This window comes from Halomonas korlensis, from assembly GCF_900116705.1.
Lineage (GTDB): Bacteria > Pseudomonadota > Gammaproteobacteria > Pseudomonadales > Halomonadaceae > Halomonas > Halomonas korlensis.
The window spans coordinates 1-21192 of sequence record NZ_FPBP01000007.1 but is presented as its reverse complement, the minus strand read 5'-3'; the positions used below and the strand labels follow the sequence as shown (position 1 = coordinate 21192).

The 21192-nt window shown below is 63.6% G+C and carries 19 protein-coding genes; 10 read left to right on the top strand and 9 right to left on the bottom strand.

Annotation, left to right across the window (positions count from 1 at the left end; translation table 11 throughout):
- Nucleotides 1-36: 36 nt before the first annotated feature.
- The 5 genes from BM341_RS10470 to nanR all read left to right on the top strand — a co-directional run bounded on the left by BM341_RS10470 (nt 37) and on the right by nanR (nt 4991).
- Entirely contained in the window at nt 37-1035 is a 999-nt protein-coding gene (locus tag BM341_RS10470) for a sialic acid TRAP transporter substrate-binding protein SiaP (RefSeq protein WP_089795678.1), read from the top strand.
- A gap of 63 nt (nt 1036-1098) precedes the next feature.
- Nucleotides 1099-1635: a TRAP transporter small permease gene (locus tag BM341_RS10465; protein ID WP_089795676.1), complete on the top strand. Its 537-nt coding sequence runs from the start codon at nt 1099-1101 to the stop codon at nt 1633-1635.
- A gap of 44 nt (nt 1636-1679) precedes the next feature.
- Nucleotides 1680-3059 carry a TRAP transporter large permease gene (locus BM341_RS10460; protein ID WP_089795675.1) on the top strand — a complete coding sequence of 460 codons (1380 nt, stop codon included), beginning with the start codon at nt 1680-1682 and terminating at the stop codon, nt 3057-3059.
- A 25-nt stretch (nt 3060-3084) separates the two neighbouring features.
- Complete coding sequence (locus tag BM341_RS10455; protein WP_089795673.1) at nt 3085-4161, top strand: Ldh family oxidoreductase; 1077 nt, start codon at nt 3085-3087, stop codon at nt 4159-4161.
- 107 nt (nt 4162-4268) lie between these two features.
- Nucleotides 4269-4991 carry a transcriptional regulator NanR gene (nanR, locus tag BM341_RS10450; RefSeq protein WP_089795671.1) on the top strand — a complete coding sequence of 241 codons (723 nt, stop codon included), beginning with the start codon at nt 4269-4271 and terminating at the stop codon, nt 4989-4991.
- Nucleotides 4992-5051: 60 nt separating this feature from the next.
- On the opposite strand, the gene BM341_RS10445 is transcribed toward nanR, so the two are convergent.
- The 5 genes from BM341_RS10445 to BM341_RS10425 form a co-directional block, all read right to left on the bottom strand.
- Nucleotides 5052-6182 carry a mannitol dehydrogenase family protein gene (locus BM341_RS10445; protein ID WP_089795670.1) on the bottom strand — a complete coding sequence of 377 codons (1131 nt, stop codon included), beginning with the start codon at nt 6180-6182 and terminating at the stop codon, nt 5052-5054.
- A 34-nt stretch (nt 6183-6216) separates the two neighbouring features.
- Nucleotides 6217-7857: a UxaA family hydrolase gene (locus tag BM341_RS10440; protein WP_089795668.1), complete on the bottom strand. Its 1641-nt coding sequence runs from the start codon at nt 7855-7857 to the stop codon at nt 6217-6219.
- 33 nt (nt 7858-7890) lie between these two features.
- A complete protein-coding gene (locus BM341_RS10435) occupies nt 7891-8913 on the bottom strand; it encodes a zinc-binding alcohol dehydrogenase family protein (RefSeq protein ID WP_089795666.1) in 1023 nt (340 codons plus the stop codon).
- Between the two features lie 64 nt (nt 8914-8977).
- Complete coding sequence (locus BM341_RS10430) at nt 8978-9829, bottom strand: fumarylacetoacetate hydrolase family protein (RefSeq protein ID WP_089795664.1); 852 nt, start codon at nt 9827-9829, stop codon at nt 8978-8980.
- A 78-nt stretch (nt 9830-9907) separates the two neighbouring features.
- On the bottom strand, nt 9908-10657 hold the full coding sequence (locus tag BM341_RS10425) for an SDR family oxidoreductase (RefSeq protein WP_089795662.1): 750 nt from the start codon (nt 10655-10657) through the stop codon (nt 9908-9910).
- Nucleotides 10658-10936: 279 nt separating this feature from the next.
- Between BM341_RS10425 and BM341_RS10420 the strand changes: the two genes are divergently transcribed.
- On the top strand, nt 10937-12742 hold the full coding sequence (locus BM341_RS10420) for an IlvD/Edd family dehydratase (protein WP_089795661.1): 1806 nt from the start codon (nt 10937-10939) through the stop codon (nt 12740-12742).
- A 27-nt stretch (nt 12743-12769) separates the two neighbouring features.
- Here the strand turns inward: BM341_RS10420 and kduD are convergent, their stop codons facing one another.
- Together kduD and BM341_RS10410 are read right to left on the bottom strand one after the other, a co-directional pair.
- Complete coding sequence (gene kduD / locus BM341_RS10415) at nt 12770-13522, bottom strand: 2-dehydro-3-deoxy-D-gluconate 5-dehydrogenase KduD (protein WP_089795659.1); 753 nt, start codon at nt 13520-13522, stop codon at nt 12770-12772.
- A 117-nt stretch (nt 13523-13639) separates the two neighbouring features.
- The gene (locus BM341_RS10410) at nt 13640-14620 is read right to left on the bottom strand and encodes a 2-hydroxyacid dehydrogenase (protein WP_089795657.1); all 981 of its coding nucleotides are present in this window, start codon (nt 14618-14620) and stop codon (nt 13640-13642) included.
- 338 nt (nt 14621-14958) lie between these two features.
- Between BM341_RS10410 and BM341_RS10405 the strand changes: the two genes are divergently transcribed.
- Together BM341_RS10405 and BM341_RS10400 are read left to right on the top strand one after the other, a co-directional pair.
- Complete coding sequence (locus tag BM341_RS10405; RefSeq protein ID WP_089795656.1) at nt 14959-15180, top strand: hypothetical protein; 222 nt, start codon at nt 14959-14961, stop codon at nt 15178-15180.
- Nucleotides 15181-15274: 94 nt separating this feature from the next.
- Nucleotides 15275-17212 (top strand): ABC transporter ATP-binding protein, encoded by a 1938-nt coding sequence (locus BM341_RS10400; RefSeq protein ID WP_281246495.1) that lies wholly within the window; start codon nt 15275-15277, stop codon nt 17210-17212.
- Nucleotides 17213-17283: 71 nt separating this feature from the next.
- On the opposite strand, the gene BM341_RS10395 is transcribed toward BM341_RS10400, so the two are convergent.
- Both BM341_RS10395 and argF read right to left on the bottom strand, forming a co-directional pair.
- Nucleotides 17284-17589, bottom strand: a complete 306-nt coding sequence (locus BM341_RS10395; RefSeq protein WP_089795654.1) for a hypothetical protein — start codon at nt 17587-17589, stop codon at nt 17284-17286.
- Nucleotides 17590-17659: 70 nt separating this feature from the next.
- Entirely contained in the window at nt 17660-18595 is a 936-nt protein-coding gene (gene argF, locus BM341_RS10390) for an ornithine carbamoyltransferase (protein ID WP_089795652.1), read from the bottom strand.
- 257 nt (nt 18596-18852) lie between these two features.
- Between argF and grxD the strand changes: the two genes are divergently transcribed.
- Nucleotides 18853-19209: a Grx4 family monothiol glutaredoxin gene (gene grxD, locus BM341_RS10385; protein ID WP_089795650.1), complete on the top strand. Its 357-nt coding sequence runs from the start codon at nt 18853-18855 to the stop codon at nt 19207-19209.
- Between the two features lie 520 nt (nt 19210-19729).
- Nucleotides 19730-21118: a group II intron reverse transcriptase/maturase gene (gene ltrA / locus BM341_RS10380; RefSeq protein ID WP_245784247.1), complete on the top strand. Its 1389-nt coding sequence runs from the start codon at nt 19730-19732 to the stop codon at nt 21116-21118.
- Nucleotides 21119-21192 lie beyond the last annotated feature (74 nt).

Genomic DNA, 21192 nt, shown 5'->3' with positions numbered 1-21192 from the left:
CTAACTCCCGAACCTTAACGTCAAGGAGCACAATAAATGGGTAACGCCAGTTTTCGACTCAAGACCATCCATCGCCTCGCCACCAGCACCGTCCTGCTGGCCGGCATGACGGCCGGTGGGCACGCCTTCGCCGAAACTCTTAATTTCGCCCACGTCTATGAAACCTCCGAGCCCTACCACGAGTGGGCGCTGTGGGCGGCCGAGGAGATCGAGGAGCGCACCGACGGCCGCTACGAGATCGAGGTGCATGCCGCCTCGTCGCTGGGCAAGGAAGCCGATATCAACGAGGGCCTGCAACTGGGTACCGTGGATCTCATCTATACCGGTAACCAGTTCGCCGGGCGCTTCTACGGTCCCATCGGCATTGCCGGCGCGCCCTACATGTTCCGCGACTTCGATCACTGGCGCGCCTATGCCGACAGCGACCTTTTCGACGAGATCGCCCAGGGCTACCAGGACGAGACCGGCAACGTGCCGTTAGCGATGAACTACTACGGGCGTCGTCACGTGACGTCCAACGAGGCGATCAACGAGCCGGCGGACATGGAAGGCCTCAAGATCCGCACGCCCAACGCGCCAATGTACATGATGTTCCCCGAAGCCGTGGGCGCCAACCCGACGCCCATCGCCTTCGCCGAGGTCTATCTGGCCCTGCAGCAGGGAGTCGTGGATGCTCAGGAGAACCCACTACCGACCATCCGCGCCAAGGCCTTCTACGAGGTGCAGGACTACATCAACCTGACCGGCCACATCACCGACTCGCTGATTACCATTGCCGGTGGGCCGCTGTGGAATCGCCTGTCCGAAGAGGACCGCGAGATCTTCCGTGAGGTCTATATGGAAGCCGGCGAGAAGATCACCGAAGACATTCTCCAGTCCGAGGAGGATCTCGTCGCCTGGTTCGAGGATCAAGGAGTGACCGTCAACGAAGTCGACATCACGCCATTCCGCGAAGCGACTGTGCCGTACCATACCGGTGAAGATGCTACCTGGGATCAGGAAACCTACGACCGCCTGCAGGCGATCGGTCAGTAACTTCCTTCTCGTTGCCGACACGCCACCCCATTAACGGGGTGGCGTTATCTGCGGAGTGAGCTTATGACGACCGAAAAATGGCCTGACGGGGAGTCCGGTTTTCAGATCGAGGAAGACGATACCTTCGAGTGGCGGGACTACGGTATCGAGGATTGCGCCACCCTGGCGGTGTTCTGGTTGCTGGCGCTGGTTGTGTTCCTGCAGTTTTTCAGCCGATACGTACTGGGAGACTCGATCGCCTGGACGGAGGAAATGGCGCGCTACCTGTTGGTGGCCGTGGGGTTCATGGGTGGCTCCATGGCCGTACGCACGGGCACGCACATTTCCGTCGAATTCTTCTATCGCTACATGCCGGGATGGATGAGTCGGCTGCTCGTGACCCTTGTCGACCTCGTCAGCATCGCCTTCTTCGCCATTGGTGCCTGGGTTACCTGGAAACTCGCCGATCGGACCACCGCGTTGATGGCCTCCGTCGATATCCCCAAGAGTTTTCTCTATTACGTAGTGCTGGTGGGTTTCCTCTTGATGTTGGCGCGTTCGATCCAGATTGCGTTTCTGCGCTGGCGCGACCGTACCGTCGAGCATCCTCACGTTCCCTAACGACCACATCTCCCATAACGACAACATAGGCCGGAGTCCCTCCCATGTCCCATATCCAGGCGGTGAGCCGACGGGGTGCGTTGATCTCTCCGCTGATTGCCCTGCTGGCGGTCATTGGCTGTCTCGTGCTGGTCTTCAACGGCCAGTATCTGCTTTTCCTGTTTGCTGCCCTGTTTACCCTGCTATTGCTGGGCGTGCCGATCGCCATCAGCCTGGCCGGTTCTTGCCTGCTCTATGTCTATCTCACCGGGCGGGTGCCAGACGTGGTGGTCGTGCATCGCATGATCAATGGCGTCGACAGCTTTCCGCTGCTGGCGATCCCGTTCTTCATTCTTGCCGGCAATCTGATGAACAATGGCGGCATTACCAATCGCATCTTCGATTTCGCCAAGGCGCTGATGGGCTGGATGCGCGGTGGCCTGGGCCATGTCAACGTTGGCGCCAGCATCGTCTTTTCCGGCATGTCAGGAGCGGCGGTGGCCGATGCCGGCGGCCTGGGCACCATCGAGATCAAGGCTATGCGCGATGCCGGCTACGATCAGCAATTCTCGGTGGGCATCACGGCAGCGTCATCGACCATCGGCCCGATCATTCCACCCAGCCTGCCGATGGTTATCTACGGCGTAATGGCCTCGGTGTCGGTGGGGCAACTGTTCGTCGCCGGCCTGGTCCCGGGCCTGCTGATGGGCGTGTCGCTAATGGTGATGATCACCATTATGGCCAAGCGCCGCGGCTATCCTCGCGACGCCCAGTTCTCGATCCCGGTCCTCTGGTTGACGTTTCGTCGCGCCTTCCTGTCGCTATTGGCGCCGGTGATCATCGTCGGCGGGATCATCTCGGGCATGTTCACACCGACCGAGGCGGCCATCGCGGCGGTGGTGTATGCCCTCTTTTTAGGCGGCGTGGTGTATCGCATTCTGACCTGGCGGCGCCTGTTGAAGGTCAGCATGGAGACCATCGAGACCACTGCCGTGATCCTGCTGATCGTCGCGGGCGCCTCGATATTTGCCTGGATCATGACCAGCAACCAGGTGACCCAGCACGTCATGGGGCTGCTGGGGCCTTTTGCCGACAATCCCATCGCGCTGCTGATCATCATCAACCTAGTGCTGATCGTGGTCGGCTGCTTCATGGAAACTATCGCCGCCATCACCATTCTGGTGCCGGTACTGCTGCCGGTCGCCGTAAGCGCGGGCGTCGACCCGGTACATTTCGGCGTGATTATGGTGCTCAACCTGATGATCGGCCTGCTGACGCCACCCGTGGGCATGGTGCTTTACGTACTGTCGCGGGTGTCGAACATATCCTTCGAGAACTGCATGCGTGGCACCATTCCGTTCCTGATTCCGCTAGTGATTTCGCTGCTGCTGGTGACCTTCATTCCGGCGATCTCGCTGTGGCTGCCGACCCTGATCTACCGCTGAGCCTGTCCGAAGGAGCTGATTGCCAATGACACCCGATTCGCCGGAATTTCGCGTTGCCGTTAACGACCTGGAGCGTTTCATGGAGCGGGTCCTGCACCGGGCGGGGGCCGGTACGGCCTCTGCGCAGGCCACGACGCGTGCACTGGTCACCGCCTCGCGCATGGGCACGGATAGCCATGGGCTGAGGCTGTTGCCGCATTACATCAAGGCACTGCAGGGAGGACGCCTCAATGGCCGGCCCGACATGCGTTTTACGCGGCGGCTGCCGGCCACCGGATATCTGGATGCCGACGACGGCCTGGGCCATCTGGCGGGCTATACGGCTATGGCGCACGCCGCCGAGATGGCCGAAACGATGGGGCTCGGTGCCGTCGCGGTGGGCAACTCCTCGCATTTCGGCGCCGCGGGCTGCTACGCCCTGGCCGCGGCGGAGCGCGGGTTGATCGGCATGGCCTTCTGCAATTCCGACCCCTTCGTGCTGCTTCATGAGGGCAAGACGCCGTTTCATGGGACCAATCCGATCGCCTTCGCGGCGCCGCTGGGCGGGGAAACCCCCTACCTGCTCGACATGGCGACGAGCTCGGTGCCCTGGAACCGCGTTCAGCAGTACGGCGCCATCGGCCGTGAACTGCCCGATCAGGTGGCCGCCGATGTCTCGGGTCGTGTGACCCGGACCCCGGCCGAGGTCGCCGCGTTGTTGCCGCTGGGCGGCAGCGATTTCGGCTTCAAGGGTGCGGGACTCGGCGGCATGGTCGAGGTATTGAGCTCGACGCTCTCGGGCATGCTCAATGGCTTTCGCCTGTTGCCGATGGGCGGGCCCGACATGCAGACCCCGCGCGGGGTGGGGCATTTCTTCCTGGCCATGAACCCCGGCGCCTTCAGCGAGCGCGCGTCCTTCGATGCCTGCCTGCGCGAGTACTTGGCGGACCTGCGTGCCCAGCCCGCCAACGACGGCGCCGAGGTGCTGGCACCTGGCGATCGCGAATGGCGTTGCCGTTCCCGGCGAGATGCCGAAGGCATCCCGCTGGACAGTGCCAACCAGGCAGCCTATGCCTCGCTGGCGACGGAGTTCGATGTCGAGCCGCTGGCACCCTTGTCCTGAAACAGGTGCCGCATTTGCCCCGAAATGGCGCCAAGATGGGGTAAAATATGGCGAGATGTGGAGAAGGCCAGCCTTTCTTCACTACGGACACTCAGGAGAGGGCGTGCATGAGTCGATACCAGGTGGAGCGCAAGACGCTGTCCGAACAGGTTGCCGAACAGCTGGAAGCCGAGATCCTCGAGGGTCGTCTGAGCGAGAACGCTCAACTACCCTCGGAGAGGGAGCTGATGGAGCAGTTCGGTGTCGGTCGTCCGGCAGTGCGCGAGGCCTTGTTCTACCTGCAGCGTCTGGGCCTGATCGCCATCAACAGTGGCACGCGCGCGCGGGTCATCCGGCCGACGGCGGAGGCGGTGATGGCTCGCCTGTCCGGCGTGACCCGTCAGTTGCTCTCCAAGCCTGCTGGACAGCAGTACTTTCAGGAAGCCCGCGCCATGTTCGAAATCTCACTGGCGCGTTATGCCGCCGTCAATGCCAGTGAGGAGGACCTTCAACGACTGCGCGACGCCCTGCAGGACAATCGCGACGCGATCGGTGACGAGGCGCGCTTCAAGCGCTCCGACAACGTTTTCCATGGCGTCCTGGCCAGCATCGGTCGCAACCCGATCTTCGATGCCATTCATGTCGCGCTCTCCGAGTGGCTCGACGACCGTCGCGCCCAGGTGCTTCAGCAGCAGGACGAGGACAAGGCCGCGACGGCAGCGCATACCGAACTCGTCAAGGCCATCGAGTCGCGCGATCCCGATGCCGCCGAGGCGGCCATGCGCCGTCACCTGGACCGCCACTACGGTACCTACATGCAGCTCAAGAAGCGCTTGTCGTCTAATCCTTGACCGCCTGCAAGCAACACTCGCGCCATCCCCTTCAGGCCTGCTTGCTTCATTGTTCGGTCGTCAGGTCATACTTTCGGCTTTCAGCACCTCGTCTAGCCGGGGAGTCTGGCTGCCTTGAATCCTGCCCATCTCGTGAACCGGCAGCAGACGTCGTCGGAGCTTTTCGGCGTGGTGCTGGGCGATATCCTCGAGACGGTGGTCGAGGAAGGGATTGTCGAACCGTTCGAGCGTCGTGGCAAGGTACTGTTCGAGGTCCATGTCGAGTGCCATGCCGGGCATCTGACGCTCCAGCACCGGTAAGGCTTCCTCTCTGAGCATGGTTTCCAGCGGCTGGCGCAGCGCCGGCGCGTTCATGGCCTCGCGGACGAAGCGAAGCGTCGTGGTCAGCCCCGAGGCGCGCCAATGGTGGACCAGCCAGGTATGCGACAGGTTGAGAATATGCAGCTTGCGCTGCTCGAACGGAGCGAGATCGTCGACGACCTGAACGTCGGGATGCCGGCAGGGCAGCTCAAGCCCCGGGGCATCGCGAACGGCCCAGAGGCCGTAGGGTTCGGCGACGGCGCCGACCGGTTCGATGGTCGCGGAGACGATGCGATCGACCAGCGTATCGACCCAAAGGCACTCGCGATCCAGCCAGGCGGAGAAATCAGCGTCGCCGTAGGCGCGCTGTGCCTGCTCCTGCACGATGGCCTTGAGGCGCTGGCCGTTGGCATGCACCAGTTCGCAGGGCATCAGCGTGACCCCGGCGCCGCCGTGGTGAAAGCGTGCATTCAATAAACGCGTCAATCGCGTGGGGAAACTAGCGGGCAGGGGATGCAGGGGCGAATCATCCACCGGCACGGCGTAACCGTCCTCCCCGGTGTTGGACACGACGTGGGTGACGTCCTCGCAGAAACGCCGCTCGATCTCCGCCCAGTCCTCGTCGGCGATCAGGCAGGCCGCGAGACTGTCGACTATCTCTTCGTGATCGACGCTCTGACCGTCGCGCTGGCCGCGAAAACGCACCGGATAGCGCAGCCGGGCGGCGAGGTCGCGAGCCTTCTGCCGGCCGGCCGGCCGCGAGGAGCCCTGGACGATGACGATGCGCTTGTCGCTGTGGCTCGCGGCCAGCGACTGGCTGACGAAATAATCCACGTGGGCCAGCAAGAAACGGCTGGTTCCGAACTGCAGGATCTCGGCGTTCTGGGTCATCCTCGGCTCCTGTCGGGCGTGCGCGGCACGGCATTCATAGCGAGACGCCGCGTTTCCAGGGAATGAAATCGTACTGGGCCAGGTTGACGGCCCGGGAGCGATAGCGCCCGGAGGCCGCGTCCACGCAGAGTTGCAGCAGTTGGTCGGCGAGCTCGTCGATCGTCGCCTCGCCGCGAATCACCGGCCCGGCATCGAAGTCGATGATATCGGACATGCGCCTGGCCAATTCGCTGTTGCTGGCGATCTTTAGCACCGGCGTGACGGGGTTGCCGGTGGGGGTGCCGAGCCCGGTGGTGAAGAGGATCAGGTTGGCGCCGGACCCGGCCAGGGCCGTGGTGGATTCCACGTCGTTGCCAGGAGAGCACAGCAGGTTGAGCCCCTTGCGGGTCTGCGGCTCGGTGTAGTCGAGGACATCGACCACCGGGCTGTCGCCGCCTTTCTTGGCGGCGCCGGCGGATTTCATGGCGTCGGTGATCAAACCGTCGCGAACGTTGCCGGGCGAGGGGTTCATCGAGAAGTCGGCCCCTACGCTGGCGGCATGGCGCTGATAGGCGTCCATCAGCGAGCGGAAACGCTCGGCAGTGGCGTCGTCGCGGCAGCGAGCAATCAGTTCGTGCTCGACGCCGCAGAGTTCAGGGAATTCGCTCAGGATGCCACTGCCGCCAATCGCCACCAGGCGATCGACCAGGGCGCCGACCACTGGATTGGCCGAGAGCCCCGAGAAACCGTCGGAGCCGCCACACTCCACGCCGACGCTGAGTTCCGTGAGCGAGGCCGGGGCACGCTCGACGCGGTTGGCCTCGGCAAGCCCATCGAAGATGGTGGTCAGCGCCTCACGAATCAGCGCTTCCTCGCTGATGCTGGCCTGCTGCTCGAGATAGTGCACGGGACGCAGGCCCTGGGGGTCGCGTGCGGCGACGGCGCGCTTGATCATCTCGATCTGGGCCTTCTGGCAGCCCAGGCTGAGCACCGTGGCACCGGCCACGTTCGGGTGACAGATATAGCCGGCGAGCAGCCGGCAGAGCGCCTGGGCATCGTCGTCGGTTCCCCCGCAGCCCAGGGTATGGGTGAGAAAGCGCACCCCGTCCACGTTGGGAAACAGGCGCTCGGCGGGCGGTGCGGCGGGTTCGGCACCGGCTGCGCCATGCAGCAGTTCCCTGGCGAGCCGCTTGTAGTCGCGGTACGGGTCCTCGCCCAAGGCGTCGGCGACGCACTGGCGCAGCACCTCGATATTGCGGTTCTCGCAGAATACCAGCGGTACGACCAGCCACACATTGGCCGTGCCGACGCGTCCGTCGGGGCGATGGTAGCCATCGAAGGTCGCACCCTCGAATCGGGAGACGTCCGGTGCCTGCCAGCTGCCGCGACGCGCCTGGGCTGTGGCCGAATCGGTGCTGTGTTCGAGATTGCCGGTAGTGATCGCGGCGCCCTCGGCGATGGACTGGGTGGCACGGCCGACGGTGACGCCATACATGATCACCGTGTCGCCGAGGGCCAGCGGCGCCAGCGCAAACTTGTGCTTGTGGCGGATCGGTTCGACCAGCGTGATGCGCCGCCCGTCGTCGTCGATCTCGCTGCCGGTGGGAAGGTCCTTGAGAGCGACGCGGACGTTATCGGCGGCATGCACGCGCAGGCTCTCGAGCTGTCCGCTGTCACTGGCAATGGTCTGGTTCATCGCAGGCTCCTGTTCGATGGCGATGGCAATAGCTCAGCGGTCGAGATGGATCATGGCCTTGATCACGGCGTTGGACGGGTCGCACCACGCCGCCATGCGTTCGGGAACCGCATCGAGTTCGTCGCGGTGGGTGATCATCGCCGTCTCGTGCAGCCTGCCGGCCTCCATCAGCGTTGCGACCCAATCGAAATCCTTCCGGGTGGCATTGCGGCTGCTGAGCAGGGTCATTTCCTTGCGGTGAAAGTCCGGGTCGTGAAAGCTGATGTCCGCCTTGACGATGCTGACCAGCACGTAGCGTCCCGCCTGTCCGACCAGGTCGAACCCCCGCTGCATGGCCTCGGCATTGCCGGTGGCGTCGAACACCACGTCCGCCAGCGCGCCGGCGCTCAGGGCATCCAGCTGTGCTAGCGAATCGTGTTGCAAGGGACTGAAAGTGTGCTCGATGTTCAACGTCTCGCGGCAGAAGGCCAGTCGTTGTTCGTTGGTGTCGATCACTACGACGCGGGCATCGCATTCACGAGCGAACTGCGCCACACCCATGCCGATCGGGCCGGCGCCTACCACGACCGCTAGCTCCCCCGGCGCCAGCGCGCTGCGACGCACGGCGTGGGCACCGATGGCCAGGCATTCCATCAGCGCGAGCTGGTCAAGTGACAGCGTGGTCGAGGGGATCAAGTGATCGATGGGCACGACCAGCGTGTCGCACATGCCGCCGTCGCGATGCACGCCGATGACCTTGATCCGCTGGCAGCAGTTGGTAAGCCCTCTTTGGCAGGCGCGGCATTCACCGCAGTGCAGATAGGGAATGACGGAGGCGTTCTGTCCCACCAGTGCCTGGTGCTGACTGTCGCCCACCTGCACGATCTCGCCGGCCAGTTCATGGCCCAGCACGCGCGGATAGGCAAAGTAGGGCTGGTTGCCGCCGAAGGCGTGGATATCGGTGCCACAGATGCCGACGCGCCGGACGCGCAGCAGGGCCTCGCCGGCACCGCAAACAGGCGCTTCCCGATCATTAGGTTCCATCAGCCCGGGGCGGGTACAGACGATGCTGCGCATGGCTCGGCGCTCCTCTCGATGCAGTCTGGTTCGGCGCTGACGACCTGGTCCAGACGCGTTTGGCTCAGTTGGGCTCGTCGGCGACCACGTGCTGGCTCTGTTCGCCCAGCCCCTCGATGCCCAGACGCATCCGCTGACCGGGACGGAGGTATACCGGCGGCTTCTGGCCCATGCCGACGCCGGGCGGGGTGCCGGTCGAGATCACGTCGCCCGGCTGTAGGCTCATGAAACGGCTCAGATAACTGATCAAGAAAGGAATCCGATACACCATGGTGCGGGTGCTGCCGTCCTGGTAGCGCTTGCCGTCGACCTCGAGCCACATGGCGAGCTCGTGCGGGTCGGCGACCTCATCGGACGTGACCAGCCAGGGCCCTAATGGGCCGAAGGTGTCGCAGCCCTTGCCCTTGTCCCAGGTACCGCTGCGTTCGAGCTGAAACTCGCGCTCCGAGACATCGTTGACCACGCAATAGCCCGCCACATGCCTCATGGCATTGGCTTCCTCGATGTACTTGCCCCCTTCGCCGATCACCACGCCCAGTTCGACTTCCCAATCGGTCTTCTGCGAGTCGCGCGGGATCATGACGTTGTCATTCGGGCCGCAGATGGCGCTCGTCCACTTGTTGAACACCACCGGCTCGGGGGGCACCTGAGCACCGGTTTCGGCGGCGTGATCCGAGTAGTTGAGCCCGATACACAGGAACTTGCCGACACCTTTGACGCAGGGGCCGAGGCGGATGCCCTCGGGGACTTCCGGCAGGGTGGCAGGGTCCAGGTCGGCCAGCGTCGCCAGGCGGTCGTGGCCGAGGTGGCGACCGTCGAGGTCGGGCAGGTGGGCCGAGAGGTCGCGGATCACGCCCTGGGCATCCAGCAGGCCGGGCTTTTCACGGCCCGGGGGGCCGAAGCGCAATAATTTCATGGGGATTCTTTCCTCTGTCGGGTGGGCGCTGTTCTTGTCAGAAGATAGTGTCAGATAAGCCCTGTCAGGTAAGCCCTGTCAGGTCAGCCAGCCGCCATCGATGATCTGGGCAGTGCCGGTGGTGTAAGCGGATTCGTCTGCAGCAAGGTAGGTCGCCAGGGCCGCGATTTCTTCCGGTGTGCCGAGCCGCCCCAGCGGCTGGCGAGCGATGAAGTCGGCGTAGACATCGGCCTCCTCACGCCCTTGCTGCCTGGCCTGCTCGCAAATACGCTGGCGAAGCGATGGGGAGTCCACGGTGCCGGGACAGATAGCGTTGCAGCGGATGCCCTGGCCGATATAGTCGGCCGCCACCGATTTGGTCAGGCCGATGACCGCCGCCTTGGTCGTGCCATAAGCGAACCGGTTGGGCACGCCCTTGAGGCTCGAGGCCACCGATGCCATGTTGATGATGCTGCCGCCCCCGCCTTCAATCATGCCGGGCAGCAGGGCGCGAATCAGGCGCACCATGGAGGTGACGTTGAGCGCCATGGAGAGTTCCCAGTCGGCCTCCTGACAATCGAGCAGAGTGCCGCTCGCCACATGGCCGGCACAGTTGAACAGCACATCGAGTGGAGGCAGTTCGCCGGACAGGGCGGCGATGGCGTCGGCATCCAGCACGTCCAGTCGGCGGGTCTCGATGTTAGGTGTGTCGGACAGCTCGGCCAGGGCGGCCTCGTTGATGTCGGTGGCGATGACCCGGGCACCTTCCTCGGCGAAGCGCAGTGCCGTGGCACGGCCGATTCCTTGGCCGGCGCCGGTAATGAGCGCCGTCTTGTTCTTCAATCGCATGGCAGGTTTCCGTGATTGTTGCTGTTTTTTAACGGCTATTATCGTATGTCGTCGCGGTGGCCAGGCCTCGTTTGCTGGTATGACAGGATAACAGCCTGACATCTAATCTCGAGTATGGCCTAGTTGATGAACATTGCCAATAATGGGCGCGAGCCAAGCGTTGGCTGCGGTGAAACCAAGGTGCCCAGGCACTCGCACTGATGATAGATTGGGCCGGTTTCAGGACGACTATGCTTGTCGAAACGTCGTTGTTGAATCCTCGATTGGACAGGAGTCGTCATGACCGATAATGCGCGCAAGATAACCCCCGACCAGCTTCGCTCCCGCTGGTGGTTCGATAATCCCGAACATCCCGGGACCACGGCGCTGTGCATCGAGCGCTATTTGAACTACGGCATGACCATGGGCGAGCTGACCAGCGGCAAGCCGATCATCGGCATCGCCCAGTCCGGGTCGGACCTGACCCCGTGCAATCGTCACCACATCGAGCTGGTCAAGCGGGTCAAGGACGGCATCCGCGCGGCAGGCGGCGTGCCGTTCGAGTTTCCGATGCATCCGATCCACGAGAACGTGCGTCGTCCTACGGCGGCGCTGGATCGCAATCTCGCTTATCTGGGGCTGGTCGAGGTGCTGCATGGCTATCCGCTCGACGGGGTGGTGCTCACCACCGGCTGCGACAAGACCACGCCGGCCTGCCTGATGGCCGCCGCCACGGTGAACATTCCGGCCATCGTGCTTTCCGGGGGGCCGATGCTCAACGGCTGGCGCGAAGGCGAGCGTGTCGGCTCGGGTACCATCATCTGGGAATTACGCAAGCGCCTGGCAGCCGGCGATATCGACTATGACGAGTTCCTGGCGCGCGGTGCCGACTCGGCGCCGTCGATCGGCCACTGCAACACCATGGGTACCGCCTCGTCGATGAATTCCATGGCCGAGGCACTGGGCATGAGCCTGCCTGGCTCGGCGATGATTCCGGCGCCGTACAAGGAGCGGGCGATGGTCGCCTACCAGACCGGCGAGCGCAGCGTCGAGATGGTCTGGGATGACCTGCGACCCAGCGACATCCTGACCCGCGAGGCCTTCGAAAATGCCATCATGGTCTGCTCGGCGCTGGGGGGGTCATCCAACGCGCCGGTCCACATCAATGCCATCGCAAGGCACGCCGGGATCGAACTCGACAACGACGACTGGCAGCGGCTGGGGCACGAGATCCCGCTATTGGCTAATGTCATGCCGGCCGGCGTGTATCTCTCCGAGGAGTTCTATTGTGCCGGTGGGGTACCGGCGGTGATGACCGAGCTGATGGGCGCGGGTCATCTGCACGGGGAGGTCATGACCATCAACGGCCAGACGCTTGCCGATAACGTCAAAGGGCGCGAGACGCGTGACGAGGACGTGATTCGTCGCTACGCCAATCCGCTGGTCGAGCACGCCGGCTTCCTCAACCTCAAGGGCAATCTCTTCGATTCGGCATTGATGAAGACCAGCGTCATCTCGCCCGACTTTCGCCGGCGCTTTCTCTCCGACCCCGACGACCCCAATGCCTTCGACGGCAAGGTGGTGGTCTTCGACGGCTCCGAGGACTACCACGCGCGGATCGACGATCCCGCGCTTGGCATCGACGAGCGCACCATTCTGGTTATGCGCGGCGCCGGACCGGTGGGCCACCCGGGCGGCGCCGAGGTGGTCAACATGCAGCCGCCGGAAGCCCTCATCAAGCAGGGCGTCGAATCGCTGCCGTGCCTGGGCGATGGGCGGCAGTCCGGTACCTCGGGTTCGCCCTCGATCCTTAACGCCTCACCCGAGGCGGCCATCGGTGGCGGGCTTGCGCTGCTGGAAAGCGGCGACTGGTTGCGCGTCGACCTCGGCCGCGGGGAGGTTCGCCTTAAGATCGACGACGACGAACTCAAGGCGCGGCGCGAGCGGCTCGACACCAACGGCGGCTATCGCTACCCGGCGCACCAGACGCCCTGGCAGGAGATCCAGCGCACCCTGGTCGAGCCGCTGGACCGCGGCATGACGCTGGAGCTGGCCACCAAGTACCGCGACGTGGCGCGCCGCAGCCCGCCGCGGGATAACCACTGAGCCCTCAGCGGATCAACTACTGAGCCCTCAGCGGGCCAGCCAGCCACCGTCCACGGCCAGGGCGTGGCCGTTGACGTAGGCGGCCGCCGGGGAACAGAGAAAGACCACGGCCCCGGCCAGGTCGTCCGGCGTGCCCCAGCGCCCGGCGGGAATGCGCCCGAGTATTTCCGCGCTGCGGGTTTCATCGTCGCGAAGGGCCTGGGTGTTGTCCGTGGCCATGTAGCCAGGGGCGATGGCGTTGACGGTGATCCCGTACGCCGCCCACTCGTTGGCCAACAGTCGTGTCAGGCCGAGCAGGCCGCTCTTGCTGGCGGTATACGAGGGCACGCGGATACCGCCCTGGAAGGAAAGTATTGATGCGATATTGACGATTCGCCCCGCTGCCTGCCGCTCGACCAGGTGGCGCCCGACCTGCTGGGCGAGGAAGAACGCCGCCTTGAGGTTGACGTCGACGACCTCATCCCAGTCGGCTTCGGAAAATTCCAGCGCCGGCGCCCGTCGGATGGTGCCGGCGTTGTTGACCAGGATATCCAGCTGTCCGGCCTGGTCGAGGGCGCGTGCGACGATAGCGGCGGGCGAGTCCTTGCCGAGCGCGGCCTCGACATCGAAAAAGCGTCGCCCCTGCGCCTCCACGGCGGCGCGTGTCTCGGGCGCCGGGCGACGGTTCACGCCGACGATATCGGCCCCTGCGCCCGCCAGGGCCACGGCCATCGCCTGGCCGAGTCCCTTGTTGCAGCCAGTGACCATGGCCACCTGGCCCTCCAGCGAAAAGCGATTCATGGTTGGTCTCCTTTGCTCATACGCGGCGGACCTACGAGACGGTCACTCGGAACGGCTTGTGTCGTCAGGGGCATCCAGCCGGATGCCTCGGCTTCAAGAGCAGGCACCGCCGCTGGGTTATTTCCGGCTCCAGGCAGCCTCGTTGACCAGGCTGATCGGGCGTTTGCCCTTCAGGACCAGGCGAATGTTGTCAACCGCTCGCTGGGCCATGGCCAGTCGGGTTTCGTGGGTCGCCGAGCCGATATGCGGCAGCGCCACGACGTTGGCCATGTGTGGCAGCGGCGATTCCGGCGACAGGGGCTCCTGCTCGAAGACATCGAGGCCGGCGGCGTGGATCTCGCCTTTTTCCAACGCCGCGATCAGCGATGGCTCATCGACGACCTTGCCGCGTGAGATGTTGACGAAGATCGCCGAGGGTTTCATCAAGGCGAATTCCCGGGCGCCGAACAGGTGCTCGGTCTCGGGTGTGAGCGGTACGGTGACGCAGACGAAGTCAGATTCGGCGAGCAGGGCATCGAGCTCGCGTCGCTCGGCGCCGAGAGCACTTTCCAGGGCCGGCTTGGGCGAGGCGTTGGAATACAGTACCTTCATGTCGAAGCCCAGCGCGCCGCGCCTGGCGATGGCCGCCCCGATGCGCCCCATGCCGACCATGCCAAGCGTCTTGCCGTGGACATCGCTGCCGAATTGCGGCTCGCCGATGCCTGCCTGCCAGTCACCCCGCTTGACGAACTCGGCGAGTTCGATCGCCCGCCGCGCCGTGGCCATGATCAATAAAAAGCCGGTATCGGCGGTGGTCTCGGTGAGCACGTCGGGGGTATTGCACAGCAGGATGCCCCGGCGTGTCATTTCTTCGACCGGATAATTGTCATAACCCACCGAGATGGTGGCGATGGCTTCCAGATGGGGGGCCGCATCGAGGAGCGAGGCGGGAATCTTCAGGCTCGAGCCGATCAGCCCATGAGCCTTCCCAAGAGCCTCGCGGAAGGTGGCGTCCTCGGTCGAATCGAGATGTTCGAAGTAGTCGACATGAAACTCCTGGCGTAACTGGTCGAGCTGGGGTTGCTTGAGACGGCTGAACGCGACGATGCGCTTGGTCATGACACTGTCCTTGAAAAGCTGGAAGAGCGTAGGGGAGAGGATAAAAAGGGGAGTTGATTAGCGTGGTTAGGCTATCACAGTCATCTTGAGCGGCTCTTGCGGCGTCGCTTCATACGCCATAGCCTCATGAATGCATGTCTCCCCAGCATAGTCATCGGGTCTGCTTGCGCCTGTCTTGCATGGTGAAGGCTTGATCGGGTCCGCGCGCCGCTGCTCGGGTAAACGGTGGCAGGGGAGCAGTTATAACTACACTGGAGGCAGGGGAAGGGGGTGTCCTTCTCGTCTCGTCCCGATACCATCCGGTATCGGTGAGTCCATAACCTGTTGTGGAGAGTGTCATGACACAGACCGTTACGGCTGCCTATGGCAGCATCGACAAGGCCGCCAACGCTTACGATGAGCTGATCTCCGAGGGCTTTCCCCGGGAGAAGCTGTTTCTCGACAAGAACACCAACGAGGTCAAGGTGATCGTCCCCGAGACATCGCAACCGGAGGCGGAAGAGATCCTCAATCGACACGAGCCGGACGGGATACGGGCCCGGCCCTACGAGGCTCCGTAACCCGGCCCGCCAGGGCCGAGGCCAGGACACGGATGAGGGAGAAACCGGCTATCGTTCCGAGCATCGAGCTGACTTTTCAAGTGGAGTCGTCGGGATGAAAGCGGACAACATGGCCGATCGGCTGTTCCGTGCCTTCGAGACCCTGGTGGACCCCTATCCCCTGGGCGAGCCCGGTACGCCGCCGCGGGGGCTTTTGCCCTTCATTCTGCATTTCTCGCGTCCCGTGTTGCCGCTGTTGATCGCCATGTCGCTGTTCACTGCCATGGTATCGGCGGCCGAAGTGCTGTTCTTTCATTACATGGGCGAGCTCGTGGACTGGCTATCGAGGGCCGAGCGCGAAGGCTTCGTTGATGAATACGGCTGGCGGTTGGCAGGCATGGCGGCGCTGGTGGTAATCGGCCTGCCACTTCTGACGTTACTGCAGTCGCTGGTGACGCATCAGAGCATCTTCGGCAATTACCCAATGATCGGGCGCTGGTTGGCGCATCGCCATATGCTCGGGCAGAGCCTGGCGTTTTATCAGGACGAATTCGCCGGCCGGGTCTCCCAGAAGGTGATGCAGACGGCGCTGGCGATCCGCGAGACGGTGATGAAACTCATGGACCTGATGGTCTATGTGATCGTCTACTTCGCCGGCGCCATGTTGCTGATGGGGCAGGCCGAGCCCTGGCTGATGCTGCCGCTGGTGGTTTGGCTGGCGGGTTACGCGGCCATCATGGGGTATTTCGTACCGCGACTGCGAGCGGTGTCCATGGCCCAGGCCGACGCCCGGGCGATGATGACCGGGCGGATCGTCGACAGCTACAGCAATATCCAGACCATCAAGCTGTTTGCTGACACCCGGCGCGAGCAGGCCTATGCCCGCGATGCCATGGAAATCTTCATGACCACCGTGCACCGCCAGATGCGCCTGGCCACGAAACTGACGGTGAGTTTGACCCTACTCAACGCCTTGTTGCTGGCCGCGGTGGCGGGCATGGCCATCGGGGCCTGGTACCTGGAGGCGGTCTCACTCGGGATCATCGCGGTGGCGATTGCGCTGGTGATGCGCATCCGCTTCATGTCCAACTGGATCCTCTGGGAAGTGGCGAGCCTGTTCGAGAATATCGGCACCGTGCAGGATGGCATCAATACTATTGCCCGGACGCCGGCGGTTCAGGACAGCCCCGATGCCGGCAAGCTGCGCGTGACGCGGGGTGAGATTCGCTTCGAGGCGCTGCGTTTCCATTATGCGGATCATGATAACAGGGGAGGTCATGATGACGAGGCAGACCATGATGGCGAAGTAGAGCATGTCTTCGATGGCTTGAGCCTGACCATCGCGCCCGGCGAGAAGGTGGGGTTGATCGGACGCTCGGGGGCGGGCAAGTCGACCCTGGCCAATCTGTTGCTGCGGTTCTTCGATCTTCAGGGCGGGCGCATTCTGATCGACGGCCAGGACATCGCCGGGGTCACCCAGGAGTCGCTGCGCCGCCACATCGGCATGGTGACCCAGGATACATCACTGCTGCATCGCTCGGTACGCGACAACATTCGCTACGGCAGTCCCGATGCAAGCGAGGAGGCGATTCGCGAGGCGGTGCGCCGTGCCCATGCCGATACCTTCATCGAGTCGCTCGTCGATCTCGAGGGGCGGCGTGGACTGGATGCCCATGTCGGCGAGCGTGGCGTCAAGCTCTCCGGCGGTCAGCGGCAACGTATCGCCATCGCCCGCGTGCTGCTCAAGAACGCGCCGATCCTGGTACTGGACGAGGCGACCTCGGCGCTGGATTCCGAGGTGGAGGCGGCGATCCAGGAGCAGCTCTACACGTTGATGGAAGGCAAGACGGTGATTGCCATCGCCCATCGCCTCTCGACCATCGCCATGCTCGACCGTCTGGTAGTGATCGATGCGGGGCGTATCGTCGAAAGCGGCACGCATCGCGAATTGCTGTCGCGAAATGGACTTTACGCGGCTCTCTGGCGACGCCAATCGGGTGGCTTTCTCGGGCAGGACATCGAAAGCGAGCGGGAGGTGCGTGCCGAGCCGTGATGGCTTGCCGGCAATCCGCGAGACTGCGCGGTCACCAGTACGATGTGGCGAATGGACTGGTTGGGTACCGCTCAGGCGCAGTCCGCAGCCCCTTCGCCGAACATGTCGAAGAGCAACTCGCGGCCCAACTCGGTGAGTACGAAACGATCATGCTCGTTGAAGAAAGCGGATTCGCTCTGCTCGAGGATCCGCTGGCAGATGTGCCAGTCGGCAGAGGCCGTTTCGAGCTCGTCGATCGTGGCGCGGTCGAGACCGCGATGGGAAATCGTCACCGTTTCAAGCACGTGGCCGTGCTGATAGAGCAGGGCCGCCATGCGGGAAAGACATTGGCGGAGACTGCGCTGCATACCGGTCCGGGTGGTGCTAGTGATCGTCATGTGCCGCCGCTCCTCATGCATAACATATGCTGCGACGCATTATACTACGAAGGTGGCGTTAGACCAAGGTCTACTGCTGGGTCGGCCAGCTCTCCACACGCCCCAGCAACAGGAATTCCAGAAGCGCCTTCTGGGCGTGAAGACGGTTCCCCGCCTCCTGCCAGACTACGGCACGCGGGTCGTCGAGCAGGGTCGTGCTGATCTCCTCGCCGCGGTGCGCCGGCAGGCAGTGCAGGAAGATCACGTCCGACCTGGCCCGGTCGAGCATGGCCTCGGTGACCTGGAAGCCGGCGAAGTCCGCTTCGCGCTTCGCCTGTTCCTCTTCCTGTCCCATGGAGGCCCAGACATCGGTAGTCACCAGGTCGACGCCCTCCACTGCGGCCATCGGGTCATGAAGAACGCTCACCCGGTCGCCTGCGGCGTCGAAAATGTCCTGACGCGGCTCGTAGCCCCTTGGGCAGCACACGCGCAGCTGGAAATCGAACTGCCGAGCGGCGTTGATCCAGGAGTGACACATGTTGTTGCCATCGCCGATCCAGACCGCGGTCCGCCCCCGGATGTTGCCGCGCTTCTCGGTCCAGGTCATGACATCGGCGAGTAGCTGACAGGGATGGTAATCGTCGGTCAGGGCATTGATCACCGGTACCGAGCTGGCAGCGGCGAAGGTTTCGAGACCGGCATGCGAGAAGGTGCGCACCATGACCGCATCGACCATTTCCGAAAGCACGCGTGCGGTGTCACCAATAGGCTCGCCCCGACCCAGCTGGGTATCGCGCGGCGAGAGGAACAATGCATGGCCGCCGAACTGCGCCATGGCGGTCTCGAAGGAGACGCGGGTGCGCGTCGAGGACTTCTCGAAGATCATCGCCAGCGTACGATTGCTGAAGGGCGTATAGGACGGGCCGTGGGTCTTCAGGCCATTCTTGATCGAGATCGCGCGCTGGATCAGATAGCGCAGCTCTTCCGGACTGAGATCAAGCAGGGTCAGGAAATGGCGAGTGGCCATGGTGTGCTCCACGAAAAACGACCATCGTAGCCAGCCGCCGGGGGATGCGCAACGCGCCCGGCATCAGTAGAATGGCGTTATCGGCAAGGTTGACTACCGCGCTTGGTTATTTCTCGGGACTGATGCGTCACCCGCCAGCATCCATATACGAGCATGTACGCGCCGGGTGGAGAGAAATGATACGAGTGCAACGCCTCAGCGAAACGAATGGCCTGACATCGCATCAAAGGCCACAAGCGAAACCAAAGGGAGATGTCATGAGTACTACCGTCGAGAACATTCAGCGCCAGATCGGCGAGAATCCTATCCTGATCTACATGAAGGGAACGCCCCAGCTGCCCCAGTGCGGCTTCTCGGCCCAGACCGTCCAGGCCTTGATGTCCTGTGGCGAGCGTTTTGCCTTCGTCAACATCCTCGACAACCCCGACATTCGTGCCGAGCTGCCCAAGGTCGGTAACTGGCCGACCTTCCCGCAGTTGTGGGTCGAAGGCGAGCTGGTCGGTGGTTGCGATATCGTGGTCGAGATGTACGAGAACGGCGAGCTCGAGACCTTGGTCAAGCAAGCCGCCGCTCGGTCACAGGTCAACGAGGAAAGCGCGAGCAAGGACGCCTGATATCGGCAACCGCTTCAAGCGCAGAGAAAACCCGCAGTGATGCGGGTTTTTTTTCGGTGTGCGCCAGGCATGGCGCGTGGCGCCTGACGGCGCTGTTCCCGAGGGTGGTGCCTCGGGATGACTTGGGGGTGAAAGTCCCCTGCACGCCCGGCAAGGGGAAGTGCTAGCCGACGGCAAGGGTGTCTCCCGCGAGGGGGAATCTGAAGGCAGCCCGAGGCAAAACGCTGGCCTGACGAACAGGAAGCGGATACGAGGCGGCATGGCGGGGCGAGGTGGCATTGATCACCAAAGCCCGATACTTGCACGGAACGTCGTGACGTAAATCCGACAGGCATAAGCGGGAAGGTCGCGCGTCTTACCCTGGGAGGTCTGGTGGTCTGCCATGGTGCTACCGACGTCGAGAGGCGACGGGATGGGCCACCAGACGTCAGCAGAGGCCATAGTAAGTGCCGGTTCACCGCGGCACCAAGGGCCGAACATGAAGAACCGCGAGTAGGCGATGACGTCTCGAGGATCGATCGTGAAGACAGCAAGTGACGCTGATACCGTCACCCACCCAGAGGGGCAGGGGCGGAACCCCGAGTCCCGGCCGGTGGGCGTCGAGACGGTCCCGGCGTCGGCATCGTGGACGAAAGCGGAGCCCGCCCCGCTCATGGAGACCGTGGTAGAGAAGGCCAACATGGCGCGGGCTTACCATCGGGTGGTCGCCAATAAAGGTGCACCGGGTGCCGACGGCATGACGGTGCACCAGTTGGCTGACCACCTGAAACAGCAATGGCCGACGCTGCGCGAGCGGCTGTTGGCCGGTGAGTACCACCCCAGCCCGGTCCGAGCCGTCGCGATCCCCAAGCCAAAAGGCGGGACGCGGCAGCTCGGCATTCCCACGGTCACCGACCGGCTGATCCAGCAGGCGCTGCTGCAGGTGCTGACGCCGATCTTCGATCCGGACTTTTCCGAATCGAGCTATGGCTACCGCCCGAAGCGCAGCGCCCAGCAGGCCGTCTCGGCCATGAAGGCCCATGTTGGCGCCGGCCACCGCTGGGTGGTCGACCTCGACCTGAAAGCCTTCTTCGACCGGGTGAACCATGACCTGCTGATGGCGCGGGTCGCGTGCCGCGTCCGTGACAAGCGGGTGCTGCGCTTGATCCGCCGCTATCTGGAAGCCGGGATGTTCCAGGAGGGTCTGGCCGCGCCACGCCGGCAGGGAACGCCCCAGGGCGGACCGCTGAGTCCGCTACTGGCGAATATCCTGCTGGACGACGTGGACAAGGAACTGGAACGTCGGGGCCACCGCTTCTGCCGCTACGCCGATGACGTGCAGGTGTATGTCAGGAGTCGGCGGGCGGGCGAGCGCGTCATGGCCAGCCTGAGTGCTTTTCTCGAGAACTCACTTCGGCTCACGGTCAATCGTGCCAAGAGTGCAGTGGCTCGCCCCTGGCACCGAGGGTATCTGGGCTACACGCTGACCCGGCACAAACAGCCACGGCTGAGCCTGGCCAAGACCAGTCTGCGGCGCCTGATGCAGCGTGTCCGCGAGATCCTGAGGCGCGGCAGGGGGCGTCACCTCCGACGGGTCATCGAAGCGCTGACCCCGGTCCTGAGGGGCTGGGCCAGCTACTTCTCCCTCGTCGATGTGAAACGCCCACTGGAAGTGCTGGATCGATGGATACGCCGCCGGCTGCGCTGCCTGCTCTGGCGGCAGTGGAAACGTCCGGGGACCCGACGCCGCAAACTACAGGCGCTAGGTCTGGAGGCACACCGTGCGTGGAAGTCAGCGGGAAACGGGCGAGGCCCTTGGTGGAATGCGGGTGCCTCGCACATGAATCAGGCCTTGCCGCGGAAGTGGTTTGACCAGTGGGGCCTGATCTCGGTACTCGAAACGGTGAGAGGGCTTACTCGTTCTTCATGAACCGCCGTATACGGAACCGTACGTACGGTGGTGTGAGAGGACGGGGGAAGCAATTCCCCCTCCTACTCGATTCT